This is a genomic window from Roseateles sp., assembly GCF_039595295.1.
Taxonomy (GTDB): Bacteria; Pseudomonadota; Gammaproteobacteria; order Burkholderiales; family Burkholderiaceae_C; genus Roseateles.
Map to the genome: position 1 here is coordinate 37130 of NZ_JBCNLU010000002.1, position 13526 is coordinate 50655.

The following is a 13526-nucleotide window of genomic DNA, read 5'->3' on the forward strand; positions in this document are numbered from 1 at the left end:
GATCTCCGACGTCGACCCGCGTGAATCGCCGCGAGCTGATGCTGGGCGGCGCGCTGATGACCGGTGCGACGGCGCTGCCGGTGTTGGCGCAGAACGGGTTCGATCGTCCGCCCGAAGCGCCGCAGGCGCCCGCGGTGCCGGCGCTCACGCTGGAACAAGCCAAGCTGCCCAACGGCCTGCGCGTGCTGGTGCTGCCGCGACCGGGCGCGGCACGGACCCAGGTCCGCCTGATCGGCGAGGGCGGTTGGCTGCGGGATCCCACCGGCAAGGAAGGCTTGGCCGAGGTGGCGCTGTCCATGCTCGCGCAAGGGGCCAAGCGCGACGGCGAGGCGATGGAGTCCGCCGACATCGCCTATGCGGGCGATCTGCTGGGCAAGCCGCTGGCGCTGGAGATCGGCGCGGCCAGCGCGGAGATCGCGCTCGAGGCCCTGCCCGATCAATGCGACGACGCGGTCAATCTGCTCGCGGACCTCACCCAGCGTCCGGCGCTGGCCTTCGAGGCGCTGGAGCACATGCGCAGCCGCGCGCAGGATGCGCTGGTGCTGCGCCGGGCTGACGCGCAACTGCTCGCGCCCTGGGCGGCACGACGCGCGTTCTGGGGGCGGGCTCAGCCGGTGCAGACGGCGGGCAGCCTCAAACGGCTCAAGCGCGAGGACGTGCTCGCATTCCATCGCCAGTTCTGGCGGCCAGAGCGCAGCACCTTGCTCTTCGTCGGTGATCTGACGCTGGAAGCGGCCAAGGGCCTGGCCACCGACTTCATGGCCGAGTGGCGCGTGCCCAAGGCCGCGCCCGCCGCCCCGGGCGCCGCCGCCGCGCTGGCGACGGCCGTGCCGGCACCGGGTTCGGCGCAGTTCCTGCAGCTGCCGCAAGGGCAGGGCTGCCAACTCGTCGTGCAGTCGCCGGTGCCGCGTGGCACGCCGCCGGTGCTGCGGGCGCTGGCGCGCGAGCTCATGCATCAGCGCGTGGCCGCGAAGCTGCCCGGACCCTGGGAGAGCGAGATCGAATCGCTGGGCGGCGCCTCGCGCTGGAGCTTCAGCGTGACGCTGCCGGTGGCCGCCGTTCCGGAGCACTTGGCCCTGCTGCGCGAGCAGCTGCCGCTGCTGGCCGCCGAGCCGGTCACCGCCGAGGATCTCGCGATGGCGCAGGCCTTGGCGCTGGGCGACTGGCAGGCCGGGTTGGCCGAGGCGCCGGATGCGCTGATCGCGTCGGCCGTCGCGCGCAATGAGCTGGACGACTGCGTGCAATGGCCGCAGCGGATCAAGGCGGTGAGCGCGCCGGTGCTGCAGCTGCTGATGGGCTCGAGTTGGCGCGACAACCGCACGCAACTGCTGCTGCTGGGCGATGCCGGACCGCCGGAACCCGCACAGCGGGCATGGCCGGGACTGACTCTGGCTACAATCCGCGCTGTCATTGGGGAGTAGCCGCTGCACCCCGCTCGTCGCCCGACGGGCCCATTCAGCAGACCCGCGTCAACAAACTTGAGCTCCGGCTCATGGCGCGCGGTAGCCAGGAACCTTCGCGTTCCCAGCCTGGCGAGACCTTTGACCACGCTCCCGGGTTGCGGCCGGCGGAGGCGTGGTCATTGGTACGTCTCGGCCGCTGAGCGTTTTCATGGAAGCCTTCCTCATCTCCACCGGGCTCGTGGCCCTGGCCGAAATCGGCGACAAGACCCAATTGCTGGCCTTCATCCTGGCCGCGCGATTCCGCAAGCCCGGGCCGATCGTGCTGGGCATCCTCATCGCGACGCTGGTGAATCACGCCTGCGCGGGCGCGGTGGGCAGCTGGATCACGACGCAGGTCTCGCCGCACACGCTGCGCTGGGTGCTGGGCGTGGGCTTCATCGCGATGGCGGTGTGGACGCTGATCCCCGACAAGATCGACGACGCCGAGACGGGCGGCAAGTTCAAGCTGGGCGTGCTGGGCACGACCATCGTGGCCTTCTTCCTGGCGGAGATGGGCGACAAGACGCAGATCGCGACCGTGGCCTTGGCCGCGCGCTTCAATGATCTGTGGCCGGTGGTGGCCGGCACGACGCTGGGGATGATGATCGCCAACGTGCCGGCGGTGCTGGTGGGCGACAAGCTCGCGCACAAGCTGCCGGTGCGGCTGGTTCACGGGATCGCCGCGGCCATCTTCGCCGTGCTGGGCGTGCTGACGCTGTTGGGGGCGGGCGAGGCGATGGGGATCTGATCCACGAGGGTCATGCCGGCCGAACGAGCCGCGGCCCGGTCGAACGTCATGGTTCTGGCGCAGCCAGCGCCGAAGCATCGACGTTCGACCAGGTAGTCCTGCAGATTCGCGTTTCCGGTCAGGAAGTTCCCCACGGCCTCGGAAACCTCTTCCTTGTGTTCAATGAGGAGGTGGGGAGCGTCCAGCAGCCTGCGGACCGCCCGTACCAGTGCCATCTTCTCCATCTGGTAGGTCCTGTGAAGCACCCACCAGAGCTCCAACAAAGCGACAGTGGAGATGTATCCGGGTTCCTCGGGCGTGAGCGCTTCCATGAAGCGCTGGGCGATCGCCGTCTGACGGACATCGTCGCTCACGAAGATGCGCACCAGGATGTTGGTGTCGATGCCAGTCATCGGGTGTGTCCTCCGCGCGCGCGGATGGCGCGGGTCATGTCCTTGATCGAGACCTTGCGTTTGGGCTTGCCGAGCATGCCCTGCATGCTGAGCGGGTGCTCGGCCGAGTAGATCAGGTACTCGTGGGGGGCGAGCCACAGGAACTCGACGCGATCGCCCGGATTCAGGCGGAGCTCGTCACGGACTTCGTCGGGGATGTTCAGCACCTGGCCTTCGGCGTAGGTGCCCAGCTTGATCAGGTCGGCGATCTTGGTCATGAAGGGCCTCTCCCTTGTGGAAGCCCGTCACTCTATGGATGCCGACTGTCCTGCGCACTTCCTCAAATCAGTCATTGAGGGGGGAGAGACCTGACCCCCTGACGGGGGAGAGGCGCGAGCGACTCGCGCCATGGGCAATGAATCAACGCGCCGAGGCCTGCCTCACCGCGCGCTCCCAATGCGCCATCAACTCCTGCGCGCGATCGCGCGGCATGGTCGGACGGAACACGCGTTCCGTCTGCCAGTTGCGGCCGATGTCCTCGAGGTTGCCGTACACGCCGGCCGTCAGGCCCGCGAGATACGCGGCGCCCAGCGCCGTCGTCTCGATCACCTTCGGACGCACGACCGGAATGCCCAGCAGGTCCGCCTGGAATTGCATCAGCAGATCGTTCACGCAGGCGCCGCCGTCCACGCGCAGCTCGCTCACCGGCGCGCCGCCCGCGGCGACCGCGTCGCGGCTCATCGCCTGCAACAGCGCCGCGCTTTGGAACGCGATGCTCTCCAGCGCCGCGCGCGCGATGTGCGCCACCGTCGATCCCCGCGTCAGACCCACGATCGCGCCGCGCGCCTCCGCGTCCCAATAGGGCGCGCCCAGCCCGGTGAAGGCCGGCACGAACATCACCCCGCCCGCGTCCGGCACGCTCTCGGCCAGGCCTTGCACCTCGCCGCTCGCCTTGATCGCGTTCAGCCCGTCGCGCAGCCATTGCACGACCGCGCCGCCGATGAAGACGCTGCCCTCCAGCGCGTACCGAGGCGACGCGTCGGTCTGCGCCGCGCTCGTGGTGATCAGCCCGTTCCCGCTGGTCTGGAAGACCGGCCCCGTGTGCATCAGCATGAAGCAGCCGGTGCCGTAGGTGTTCTTGGCCATGCCGGCCTCGAAGCAGGCCTGCCCGAACAGCGCGCTCTGCTGATCCCCGGCGATTCCGCCGATCGTCAGCGCGCCGCCCAGATGCTCCGGCGCCGCGCGACCGAAGTCGGAGGCTGAGGGCTTCACGTCGGGCAGCACCGATGCGGGAATGTCCAGCAGCGCCAGCAGCTCCTCGTCCCAGCGGTTCTCGCGCACGTCGAAGAGCATGGTGCGCGAGGCGTTGCTCACGTCGGTCACATGGACCTCGCCGTTGGTGAGCTTCCAGATCAGCCAGCTGTCGATGGTGCCGAAGGCCAGCTCGCCGCGCTCGGCCTGCTCGCGCGCGCCGGGCACGTTGTCCAGGATCCACTGCAGCTTGGTCCCCGAGAAATACGCGTCCACTACCAGCCCCGTCTTGCGCTGGATCAGCGGCCCGTGTCCGCGCTCGCGCAACTCGGCGCAGCGCGGCTCGGCGCGGCGGTCCTGCCAGACGATCGCGTGATGGACGGGTCGGCCGGTCTTGCGATTCCACACCAGCGTGGTCTCGCGCTGATTCGTGATGCCCAGCGCCTTCACGTCGGCAGCCTTCAGCGAGGCCTTGGCGAGCACCTCGCGCGCCACCGCCAGCTGCGAGTCCCAGATTTCATCGGCATCGTGCTCGACCCAGCCCGGCTGCGGATAGATCTGGCGGAACTCCCGCTGCGCCATCGCGACGATGCGGCCCTGCGCATCGAAGACGATGGCGCGGGAGCTGGAGGTGCCCTGGTCCAGGGCCAGCAGATAGGTCATGGCTTGTCTCGCTCGTTTTAATCGGCCACCACCAGCTCCACGCCCGCGTCGCTCATCAGCGCGGGGAAGGGCTCCGGCGGCGCCTCGTCGGTGAACAGCGCGTCGATCTGGGGCAGGCGCGCCACCTCGGCCATCGCGGGCCGGTTGAATTTCGTCGCATCGGCCGCGACCCAGACCTCGCGCGAATGCTCGACGATGGTCCGTGCCACCATCACCTCGCGGTAGTCGAAATCGCGCAGACTGCCGTCGGACTCAATGCCCGAGATGCCGATCAAGCCGATGTCCACCTTGAACTGCCGGATGAAGTCGACCGCCGCCTCGCCGACGATGCCTCGATCGCGGTGCCGCACCGAGCCGCCCACCATCACCAGCTCACAGTCCGGGTTGTCGCTCAGGATCATCGCGACATTCAGGTTGTTCGTGATGACCCGCAGGCCCTTGTGGTGGAGCAGCGCATGCGCCACCGCCTCGGTGGTCGTGCCCAGGTTCAGGATCAGCGAGCAGCCCGCCGGAATGCGCGCGGCGATGGCGCGCGCGATGCGCGATTTGCCGTCGGCCTGCATGGCCTGGCGCTGGCGATAGGCGATGTTCTCGGTGGTCGACGCGGGCACGCGCACGCCGCCGTGGAAGCGCTGCACCAGGCCGGCCTCGGCCAGCCGCTGCACGTCGCGGCGCACGGTCTGCAAGGTCACGCCGAATTGCTCGGCCAGCGATTCCACGCTCACCGAGCCGCGTGCGCGCACCTCCTGCAGCAGGTCGTTCTGGCGGGGATTGGGATTCATGGCGCGCAGGCTAAAGGAACCGAAACGAACAATTGACCGGGTTAACCCTGGCGTGAAACGCGCGCAATCGCGCTAAAAAGAAAAAAGAAGAACACAGCCGCGAACATCCGAGTCGCGGCGACGCCCCCGAAGGAGACCTCGCCCTTGACCTCCGCTTCGAACTCCGCGACGACCTCAGCGCCGGCGGCCGCCCCTGCGACCTCCTCCGCCATCGACGGCTGCGATGTGCTGGTCGTGGGTGGCGGCATCAACGGTGCGGGCATCGCGCGCGACCTCGCGGGGCGCGGCTGGAAGGTCGTGCTGGCCGAGGCGTCCGACTTCGCGGCGCACACCTCGTCCTCCTCGACCAAGTTGATCCACGGCGGCCTGCGCTACCTGGAGTACTACGAGTTTTCGCTGGTGCGCAAGGCGCTGCAGGAGCGCGAGGTGCTGCTGCGCAGCGCGCCGCACATCATGTGGCCGCTGCGTTTCGTGATGCCGCATGACGCGGCCATGCGTCCGGCCTGGATGATCCGCATCGGTCTGTTCCTCTATGACCATCTGGCGCGCCGCGAGGTGCTGCCCGGCTCCGAGGGCGTGGACCTGCGCGGCTCGTCCTACGGGGAGCCGCTCAAGCGCGAGTACACCAAGGGCTTCGTCTACTCCGACGGCTGGGTGGACGACGCGCGGCTGGTGCTGCTCAACGCGCTGGATGCGCGCGAGCACGGCGCCGTGCTGCATACCCGCACGATGGTCACCGCCGCTCAGCGTCATGCGGATCACTGGACCGCGACGCTGCGCTGCGCCGATGGCGAGCGCCAGTTGCGCGCCCGCGCGCTGGTCAACGCGGCCGGGCCCTGGGCCGAGGGCTTCCTGCGCCAGGTCGCGACGCCCGCGCATGGCGAGGTCATCGCGACCAAGAGCCTGCGTCTGGTGAAGGGCAGCCACATCATCGTGCGCAAGCGCTTCCAGCACGACCACGCCTACATCTTCCAGAACCCCGACAAGCGCATCATCTTCGCCATCCCCTACGAGGACGACTTCACGCTGATCGGGACGACCGACGTGGAGTTGCCCGCCGACGCGCTGGCCGGCTTCGCCAAGGCCCGCATCGACGAGGGCGAGATCGCCTATCTCTGCGAGCAGGCCAGCCGCTACTTCGCCGCGCCGGTGACGCCGGCCGACGTCGTCTGGACCTATGCGGGCGTGCGGCCGCTGCTGGACGACGCGTCCGGCGATCCGTCGGCGGTGACACGCGATTACCTGCTGGAGACGCATGCCGAATCGGGGGCGCCGCTGCTCAGCGTGTGGGGCGGGAAGATCACGACCTTCCGCAAGCTGGCGGAGGACGCGGCCGATTTGCTGGGCGACATGCTGGGCGATCGGCGGCGGGCCTGGACCGAGCATGCGCATCTGCCGGGCGGCGATCTGCGCGACTGGATCGGCGCGCCGCAGCGGCCCGACACCGACTTCCAGCGCTTGCTCGTGGCCATCGGCCAGCGCCATCCCTGGCTGCCGCCCTCGTTGGCGCGGCGTCTGGCGCGGGCTTATGGGGCGCGGGTGGAGCGAGTGCTGCATGGCGCGGAGTCGCTGGGCGACCTTGGTCCGGAGATTGCCCCGGGGCTGCATCAGGCGGAGCTGGAATACCTGGTGCGCGAGGAATGGGCGCGCGCCGCGGACGACGTGCTGTGGCGGCGCTCCAAGCTGGGACTGCATTACACGGAGGCGCAGCGGATGGCGGTGCTGCGCTGGTTTGAGGAACGCGAGCATTTGTGGGTGAGGCCGCCGGGGGTGTCGGCATGAGCTGACCCCGGAAGACCCTCTCCCCCGCCCTCTCCCGCAGGCGGGAGAGGGAGTAAGGCCACGCCGCCTCGCGCAAGCGGGAGAGGGAGTAAGAGCGACAGTCTTCGGACGCTCCCGCTGACGGCTCCCTCTCCCGCTTGCGGGAGAGGGCAGGGGAGAGGGTCTTCGGGCTCTCCCGCCGGCGACTCCCTCTCCCGCTTGCGGGAGAGGGCGGGGGAGAGGGTCTTCGTGCTCCAAGACAACGGCAACAACAACAACCGGAGAGACAAGCGATGGAGTTGAGCGAATGGAGCTGAGCCTGCGCGGCGTGAGCCACAAGGTCGGCGCGCAGCAGCACCTGTACCCGATGGACCTTCGGCTGGCGCCGAACGCGGTCACCGTGCTGCTGGGCGCGACGCAGGCCGGCAAGACGACGCTCATGCGTCTGATGGCGGGCCTGGACAAGCCCAGCGAGGGCACGATCACCGTCGACGCCGTGGACGTCACCGGCTGGCCGGTGCGCAAGCGCGACGTCGCGATGGTCTACCAGCAGTTCATCAACTACCCGTCGATGAGCGTGCGCGACAACATCGCCTCGCCGCTGAAGCTGCGCGGCCAACTGGACCGCGACGCCATCCGCCGTCGCGTGGACGAGCTCGCCGCCAAGCTCCACATCGAGATGCATCTGGACAAGCTGCCGGCGCAGCTCTCCGGCGGCCAGCAGCAGCGCGTCGCGCTGGCACGCGCGCTGGCCAAGCAGGCACCGCTGATGCTGCTCGACGAGCCGCTGGTGAACCTCGACTACAAGCTGCGCGAGGAGCTGCGCGAGGAGCTCGGCCAGCTCTTCGCCGCCGGCGAGTCCACCGTGGTCTACGCCACCACCGAGCCGGCCGAGGCGCTGCAGCTGGGCGGCTTCACCGCCGTGATGGACGCGGGCGAGCTGCTCCAGTACGGCCCCACCGCCGAGGTCTTCCACCGTCCCGCGTCGCTGCGCGTGGCGCGCGCCTTCAGCGATCCGCCGATGAACCTGCTGATCGCGCAAGGGCAGGGCGACCGGCTCCAGCTGCGGCCGGGCCTGGAGCTCGCGCTGCCGGGTCAGGGCGGCGTGACCGTCGGGGTGCGCGCCGGCGCGCTGCGCGTCAGCGCGCAACCGGGCGACATCGCGATCCAGGGCGAGGTCGAGCTGGCCGAGATCTCCGGCTCCGACACCTTCGTCCACGCGCGCACCGAGCTGGGCAGCCTCGTCGCCCAGCTCACCGGCGTGCACAACTTCGAGCTCGGCGTTCCGCTGACGCTGTATCTGAACGCGGCCCATGTCCACGTCTTCGACGCGGCCGGCCTGCTGACGCGCGCCCCCGAGCGCCGGGGAGGCCGCTGATGGCTCGCATCGACCTGGACCTGGCCCACGCGTACCGGCCCGATCCGAAAGAGGACAGCGACTATGCGCTGCTGCCGCTGAAGATGAGCTTCGAGGACGGCGGCGCCTATGCGCTGCTGGGCCCCTCGGGCTGCGGCAAGACGACGCTGCTGAACATCGTGTCGGGACTGCTGCGGCCCTCGCAGGGCTCGGTTCGCTTCGACGGCCGCGAGGTCACCGCGCTGTCGCCGCAGCAGCGCAACATCGCGCAGGTGTTCCAGTTTCCCGTCATCTACGACACGATGACCGTGGCCGAGAACCTCGCCTTCCCGCTGCGCAACCGCGGCGTCGCGCCCGACCGCATCAAGGCGCGCGTGGGCCGCATCGCCGAGATGCTGGAGCTCAACGCCCAGCTCGACCGGCGCGCCTCGGGCCTGTCGGCGGACGCCAAGCAGAAGATCTCGCTGGGCCGCGGCCTGGTGCGGGAGGACGTGTCGGCGGTGCTCTTCGACGAGCCGCTGACCGTCATCGATCCGCATCTGAAATGGCAGCTGCGGCGCAAGCTCAAGCAGATCCATCACGAGCTCAAGCTCACGCTGATCTACGTCACCCATGACCAGGTCGAGGCGCTGACCTTCGCCGACCGCATCGTCGTCATGACGCGCGGCCGCGCGGTGCAGGTGGGCACGGCGGGCGAGCTCTTCGAGCGGCCCAGCCACCGCTTCGTCGGCCACTTCATCGGCTCGCCGGGCATGAACTTCCTGCCGGCGGCGCTGGAGGGCGACGGCGGCCTGAGCGTGGCGGGGCAGCCGGTGGCGGGATCGGTCGATCCCGGCGCGGGCGCGGCCTTGTCGCGCGCCGAGCCCTTCATGCTGGGCGTGCGGCCCGAATACATCCAGGTCGACGACATCGACGACGGCGACGAGCGCCTGCCGGGCGCGATCACCGGCGTGGTCAGCCAGGTGCAGGATATCGGCACCTACTGGCTGCTGACCGCCCAGGTCGGCGCGCACACGCTGAAGGCACGCCTGTCCTCGCATGCGCGTCCGCCGGCGCCCGGCGCGACGGTGGCGCTGCGCGTGCTCAATCCCCACACCTGCTTCTACGGCGCCGACGAACGCCTGATCGCCACCCCGGCGACGGTGGCCCGCGCCCAGGAGGGCCTCGCATGAAACCGATCAATCAGAAGGCCTGGTTCCTGGTCCTGCCCGTGTTCCTGTGCGTGGCTTTCTCGGCCATCCTGCCGCTGATGACGGTGGTGAACTACTCAGTGCAGGACATCATCTCGCCCGAGCGGCGCGTCTTCGTCGGCACCGAGTGGTTCGCGGCGGTCATGCGCGACGAGGAGCTGCACGGCGCGCTGCTGCGACAGTTGGGCTTCTCGCTGGCGGTGCTGCTGGTCGAGATCCCGCTGGGCATCGCGCTGGCGCTGTCCATGCCGGCGCAGGGCTGGAAGGCCTCGGCGGTGCTGGTGCTGGTCGCGCTGTCGCTGCTGATCCCGTGGAACGTCGTCGGCACCATCTGGCAGATCTACGGCCGCGCCGACATCGGGCTGCTGGGCGCCGCGCTGCAGGCGCTGGGCGTGGACTACAACTACACCGGCAACGCGACCGACGCCTGGCTGACCGTGCTGGTGATGGACGTGTGGCACTGGACGCCGCTGGTGGCGCTGCTGTGCTTCGCCGGGCTGCGCTCCATCCCCGATGCCTACTACCAGGCGGCGCGCATCGACGGGGCCAGCAAGTTCGCGGTGTTCCGCTTCATCCAGCTGCCCAAGATGCGGGGCGTGCTGATGATCGCGGTGCTGCTGCGCTTCATGGACAGCTTCATGATCTACACCGAGCCCTTCGTCCTGACGGGCGGCGGGCCGGGCAACGCGACCACCTTCCTCAGCCAGTACCTGACGCAGAAGGCGGTCGGCCAGTTCGACCTGGGCCCGGCGGCGGCGTTCTCGCTGATCTACTTCCTGATCATCCTGTTGCTGTGCTTCATCCTCTACAACTGGATGCAGGCGCTCGGGACCCAAGAGAAAGCGGAGGCCGCCCATGGATGAGCGCCGTTTCAAGAAGCGATCGATCTTCCTGATCGCCTACCTGATCTTCGCCCTGCTGCCCATCTACTGGATGGTCAACATGAGCTTCCGCAGCAACGAGGAGATCCTGTCCAGCTTCAGCCTGTGGCCGCAGCACTTCACGCTGGCCAGCTACAAGACCATCTTCACCGACCCCAGCTGGTACGACGGCTACATCAACAGCCTGATCTACGTCGCGATCAACACGATGATCTCGGTCAGCGTGGCGCTGCCGGCGGCCTACGCCTTCAGCCGCTATTCGTTCCTGGGCGACAAGCACGTCTTCTTCTGGCTGCTGACCAACCGCATGACGCCGCCGGCGGTGTTCCTGCTGCCGTTCTTCCAGCTCTACACGACGCTGGGGCTGATGGACACGCACATCGCCGTCGCGCTGGCGCATCTGCTGTTCAACGTGCCGCTGGCGGTGTGGATCCTCGAAGGCTTCATGAGCGGCATCCCGCGCGAGATCGACGAGACCGCCTACATCGACGGCTACGGCTTCCCGCGCTTCTTCCTGACCATCTTCCTGCCGCTGATCAAGGCGGGCGTGGGCGTGGCGGCCTTCTTCTGCTTCATGTTCAGCTGGGTGGAGCTGCTGCTGGCGCGCACGCTGACCAGTGTCAACGCCAAGCCCATCGTCGCGACGATGACGCGCACGGTGAGCGCGTCGGGGATGGACTGGGCGACGCTGGCGGCGGCGGGCACGCTGACCATCGTGCCGGGCGCGATCGTGATCTGGTTTGTCCGCCATTACATCGCGAAGGGTTTCGCGATGGGCCGCGTCTGAGGAGACCGCGATGTTCGATTGGATGGTGTGGACGACGCCGGTGGCGGTGTTCTTCACGTGCATCGTGCTGATGCTGATCGGGATGACGGTGTGGGAGATCAAGTCCCCCACGACCCTGCGCAAGGGCTGGCTGCCGATGCGCACGACGCGCGGCGATCGCCTGTTCATCGGGCTTCTGACGGCCGCGTACATCAACCTGGCCTTCGTCGGCCTGGGCGGCCGGATGGCCGAGTGGTTCCAGCTCGAGGCCGAGCCCAGCGTCTGGATCAGCTTCGTCGCCTCGATGCTGGTGCTGGCGCTGATCCTGCGCAAGGGCTGAGCCCGCGGCACCGATCGCTGATCGCTGAAGATTGAAGCTTCAAGGAATTCGGCTTCCCGTTCCCCCGGAGCCGCGATTCATCCTCAAGCAGGGGGAGATCGACGACAAGAGGAGACAAGCGTGAACAAGAGCAAGTATTCCGCGCTGGCCGTGGCGGCGCTGCTGGCGCTGGGCGCCCACGGCGCGTGGGCCGGCGAGGCCGAGGCCAAGAAGTGGGTCGACAGCGAGTTCCAGCCCTCGACGCTGAGCAAGGACAAGCAGCTGGCGGAGATGAAGTGGTTCATCGACGCGGCCAAGAAGCTGCAGGCCAAGGGCGTGAAGGAGATCTCCGTGGTGTCGGAGACGCTGACCACGCACGAGTACGAGAGCAAGGTGCTGGCCAAGGCTTTCGAGGAGATCACCGGCATCAAGGTCAAGCACGACATCATCCAGGAGGGGGACGTCGTCGAGAAGCTGCAGACCTCGATGCAATCGGGCAAGAGCATCTATGACGGCTGGATCTCGGACTCGGACCTGATCGGCACGCATTACCGCTACGGCAAGATCATGAACCTCACCGACTACATGGCCGGTGCGGGCAAGGAGTGGACCAATCCGGGGCTGGATCTGAAGGACTTCATCGGCACCAGCTTCACGACGGCGCCGGACGGCAAGCTCTATCAGCTGCCGGACCAGCAGTTCGCCAACCTGTACTGGTTCCGCGCCGACCTCTTCGCGCGCAAGGACCTGCAGGACAAGTTCAAGGCCAAGTACGGCTACGAGCTGGGCGTCCCCTTGAACTGGAGCGCCTACGAGGACATCGCCGAGTTCTTCTCGACCGACGTGAAGACCATCGACGGCAAGCCGATCTACGGCCACATGGACTACGGCAAGAAGGACCCGTCGCTGGGTTGGCGCTTCACCGACGCGTGGCTGTCGATGGCCGGCGCGGCGGACAAGGGCATCCCCAACGGCATGCCGGTGGACGAATGGGGCATCCGCGTGGCCGACGACAAGTGCACGCCGGTGGGCGCCTCGGTGGCGCGCGGCGGCGCGACCAACTCGCCGGCGGCGGTCTATGCGCTGACCAAGTACGTCGACTGGATGAAGAAGTACGCGCCCAAGGAAGCGACGGGCATGACCTTCGGCGAGTCCGGTCCCGTGCCGGCGCAGGGTCAGATCGCGCAGCAGATCTTCTGGTACACGGCCTTCACGGCGGACATGGTCAAGCCGGGCCTGCCGGTGGTGAACGCGGACGGCACGCCCAAGTGGCGCATGGCGCCGGGTCCCAACGGTCCGTACTGGAAGCAGGGCATGCAGAACGGCTACCAGGACGTGGGCAGCTGGACCTTCTTCGCCAACGGCGACCCCAACCGCACCGCGGCGGCTTGGCTGTATGCGCAGTTCGTGACGGCCAAGACGGTCAGCCTGAAGAAGAGCATCCACGGGCTGACCTTCATCCGGGACAGCGACATCCGCAGCGAGTACTTCACCAAGAACGCGGGCAAGTACGGCGGCCTGATCGAGTTCTACCGCTCGCCCGCGCGGGTGGCGTGGACGCCCACGGGCAACAACGTGCCGGACTATCCGAAGCTGGCGCAGCTGTGGTGGAAGAACGTGGCGCAGGCGGTGACGGGCGAGAAGACGCCGCAGGCCGCGATGGACAACCTGGCCGACGAGATGGACGCGGTGATGGCGCGTCTGGAGCGGGCGGGGATGGCGCGCTGCGCGCCCAAGCTCAACAAGAAGGAAGACCCGAAGAAGTGGCTGTCGGACAAGGGCGCGCCGTGGGCCAAGCTGGCCAACGAGAAACCCAAGGGCGAGACCATCGCCTATGACAAGCTGCTGACGGCGTGGAAGGAAGGGCGGGTGCGCTGAGCGCGTCAGCCGGCGCTCTCGCATGGGCAGGGCCGCGTCCTCGGGCGCGGCCTTTTCCGCTTTTCATGGGCACTTAAGACCCGCGTAAGACCCGAAATCACGCGCGTGCCACCATGA

Annotated in this window: 13 protein-coding genes and 1 riboswitch; of the genes, 9 read left to right on the plus strand and 4 right to left on the minus strand. The window is 68.3% G+C overall.

Annotation, left to right across the window (positions count from 1 at the left end; all coding sequences use genetic code 11):
* Window positions 1–20 precede the first annotated feature (20 nt).
* Together ABDW59_RS02210 and ABDW59_RS02215 are read left to right on the plus strand one after the other, a co-directional pair.
* Window positions 21–1421 (plus strand): insulinase family protein, encoded by a 1401-nt coding sequence (locus ABDW59_RS02210; RefSeq protein WP_343627773.1) that lies wholly within the window; start codon window positions 21–23, stop codon window positions 1419–1421.
* Window positions 1401–1534: riboswitch (yybP-ykoY riboswitch) on the plus strand. (Overlaps the previous gene by 21 nt.)
* 77 nt (window positions 1535–1611) lie before the next feature.
* On the plus strand, window positions 1612–2190 hold the full coding sequence (locus tag ABDW59_RS02215) for a TMEM165/GDT1 family protein (RefSeq protein ID WP_067066271.1): 579 nt from the start codon (window positions 1612–1614) through the stop codon (window positions 2188–2190).
* Here ABDW59_RS02215 and ABDW59_RS02220 read toward each other — a convergent pair.
* The 4 genes from ABDW59_RS02220 to ABDW59_RS02235 all read right to left on the minus strand — a co-directional run bounded on the left by ABDW59_RS02220 (window position 2112) and on the right by ABDW59_RS02235 (window position 5257).
* Window positions 2112–2582 carry a type II toxin-antitoxin system VapC family toxin gene (locus ABDW59_RS02220; RefSeq protein ID WP_343627774.1) on the minus strand — a complete coding sequence of 157 codons (471 nt, stop codon included), beginning with the start codon at window positions 2580–2582 and terminating at the stop codon, window positions 2112–2114. The genes ABDW59_RS02215 and ABDW59_RS02220 overlap by 79 nt on opposite strands.
* Complete coding sequence (locus ABDW59_RS02225; RefSeq protein WP_343627775.1) at window positions 2579–2839, minus strand: AbrB family transcriptional regulator; 261 nt, start codon at window positions 2837–2839, stop codon at window positions 2579–2581. The genes ABDW59_RS02220 and ABDW59_RS02225 overlap by 4 nt, the downstream gene beginning before the upstream one ends.
* A 142-nt stretch (window positions 2840–2981) precedes the next feature.
* On the minus strand, window positions 2982–4475 hold the full coding sequence (glpK, locus tag ABDW59_RS02230) for a glycerol kinase GlpK (protein ID WP_343627776.1): 1494 nt from the start codon (window positions 4473–4475) through the stop codon (window positions 2982–2984).
* Window positions 4476–4492: 17 nt separating this feature from the next.
* Complete coding sequence (locus ABDW59_RS02235) at window positions 4493–5257, minus strand: DeoR/GlpR family DNA-binding transcription regulator (RefSeq protein WP_343627777.1); 765 nt, start codon at window positions 5255–5257, stop codon at window positions 4493–4495.
* Between the two features lie 210 nt (window positions 5258–5467).
* Here ABDW59_RS02235 and glpD point away from each other — a divergent pair, with 210 nt between their 5' ends.
* The 7 genes from glpD to ABDW59_RS02270 all read left to right on the plus strand — a co-directional run bounded on the left by glpD (window position 5468) and on the right by ABDW59_RS02270 (window position 13409).
* Entirely contained in the window at window positions 5468–7039 is a 1572-nt protein-coding gene (glpD, locus tag ABDW59_RS02240; RefSeq protein WP_343627996.1) for a glycerol-3-phosphate dehydrogenase, read from the plus strand.
* 286 nt (window positions 7040–7325) lie between these two features.
* Complete coding sequence (locus ABDW59_RS02245) at window positions 7326–8396, plus strand: ABC transporter ATP-binding protein (RefSeq protein ID WP_273490007.1); 1071 nt, start codon at window positions 7326–7328, stop codon at window positions 8394–8396.
* On the plus strand, window positions 8396–9547 hold the full coding sequence (locus ABDW59_RS02250; protein WP_343627778.1) for an ABC transporter ATP-binding protein: 1152 nt from the start codon (window positions 8396–8398) through the stop codon (window positions 9545–9547). Before ABDW59_RS02245 ends, ABDW59_RS02250 begins: the two co-directional genes overlap by 1 nt.
* Entirely contained in the window at window positions 9544–10428 is an 885-nt protein-coding gene (locus tag ABDW59_RS02255) for a sugar ABC transporter permease (RefSeq protein ID WP_343627780.1), read from the plus strand. Before ABDW59_RS02250 ends, ABDW59_RS02255 begins: the two co-directional genes overlap by 4 nt.
* Window positions 10421–11233, plus strand: a complete 813-nt coding sequence (locus ABDW59_RS02260) for a carbohydrate ABC transporter permease (protein WP_343627781.1) — start codon at window positions 10421–10423, stop codon at window positions 11231–11233. The genes ABDW59_RS02255 and ABDW59_RS02260 overlap by 8 nt, the downstream gene beginning before the upstream one ends.
* A gap of 10 nt (window positions 11234–11243) precedes the next feature.
* Window positions 11244–11552, plus strand: coding sequence for a DUF2160 domain-containing protein (locus ABDW59_RS02265; RefSeq protein WP_067066281.1), 309 nt, complete (start codon window positions 11244–11246; stop codon window positions 11550–11552).
* A gap of 144 nt (window positions 11553–11696) precedes the next feature.
* The gene (locus ABDW59_RS02270; RefSeq protein WP_343627998.1) at window positions 11697–13409 is read left to right on the plus strand and encodes an ABC transporter substrate-binding protein; all 1713 of its coding nucleotides are present in this window, start codon (window positions 11697–11699) and stop codon (window positions 13407–13409) included.
* Window positions 13410–13526 lie beyond the last annotated feature (117 nt).

Coding starts and splice junctions, on each gene's coding strand:
- ABDW59_RS02255 (WP_343627780.1), top strand. CDS start 9,544: ATGAAACCGATCAATCAGAAGGCCTGGTTCCTGGTCCTGCCCGTGTTC.
- glpK (WP_343627776.1), bottom strand. CDS start 4,475: ATGACCTATCTGCTGGCCCTGGACCAGGGCACCTCCAGCTCCCGCGCC.
- ABDW59_RS02250 (WP_343627778.1), top strand. CDS start 8,396: ATGGCTCGCATCGACCTGGACCTGGCCCACGCGTACCGGCCCGATCCG.
- ABDW59_RS02265 (WP_067066281.1), top strand. CDS start 11,244: ATGTTCGATTGGATGGTGTGGACGACGCCGGTGGCGGTGTTCTTCACG.
- ABDW59_RS02220 (WP_343627774.1), bottom strand. CDS start 2,582: ATGACTGGCATCGACACCAACATCCTGGTGCGCATCTTCGTGAGCGAC.
- ABDW59_RS02235 (WP_343627777.1), bottom strand. CDS start 5,257: ATGAATCCCAATCCCCGCCAGAACGACCTGCTGCAGGAGGTGCGCGCA.
- ABDW59_RS02245 (WP_273490007.1), top strand. CDS start 7,326: ATGGAGCTGAGCCTGCGCGGCGTGAGCCACAAGGTCGGCGCGCAGCAG.
- ABDW59_RS02260 (WP_343627781.1), top strand. CDS start 10,421: ATGGATGAGCGCCGTTTCAAGAAGCGATCGATCTTCCTGATCGCCTAC.
- ABDW59_RS02215 (WP_067066271.1), top strand. CDS start 1,612: ATGGAAGCCTTCCTCATCTCCACCGGGCTCGTGGCCCTGGCCGAAATC.
- ABDW59_RS02225 (WP_343627775.1), bottom strand. CDS start 2,839: ATGACCAAGATCGCCGACCTGATCAAGCTGGGCACCTACGCCGAAGGC.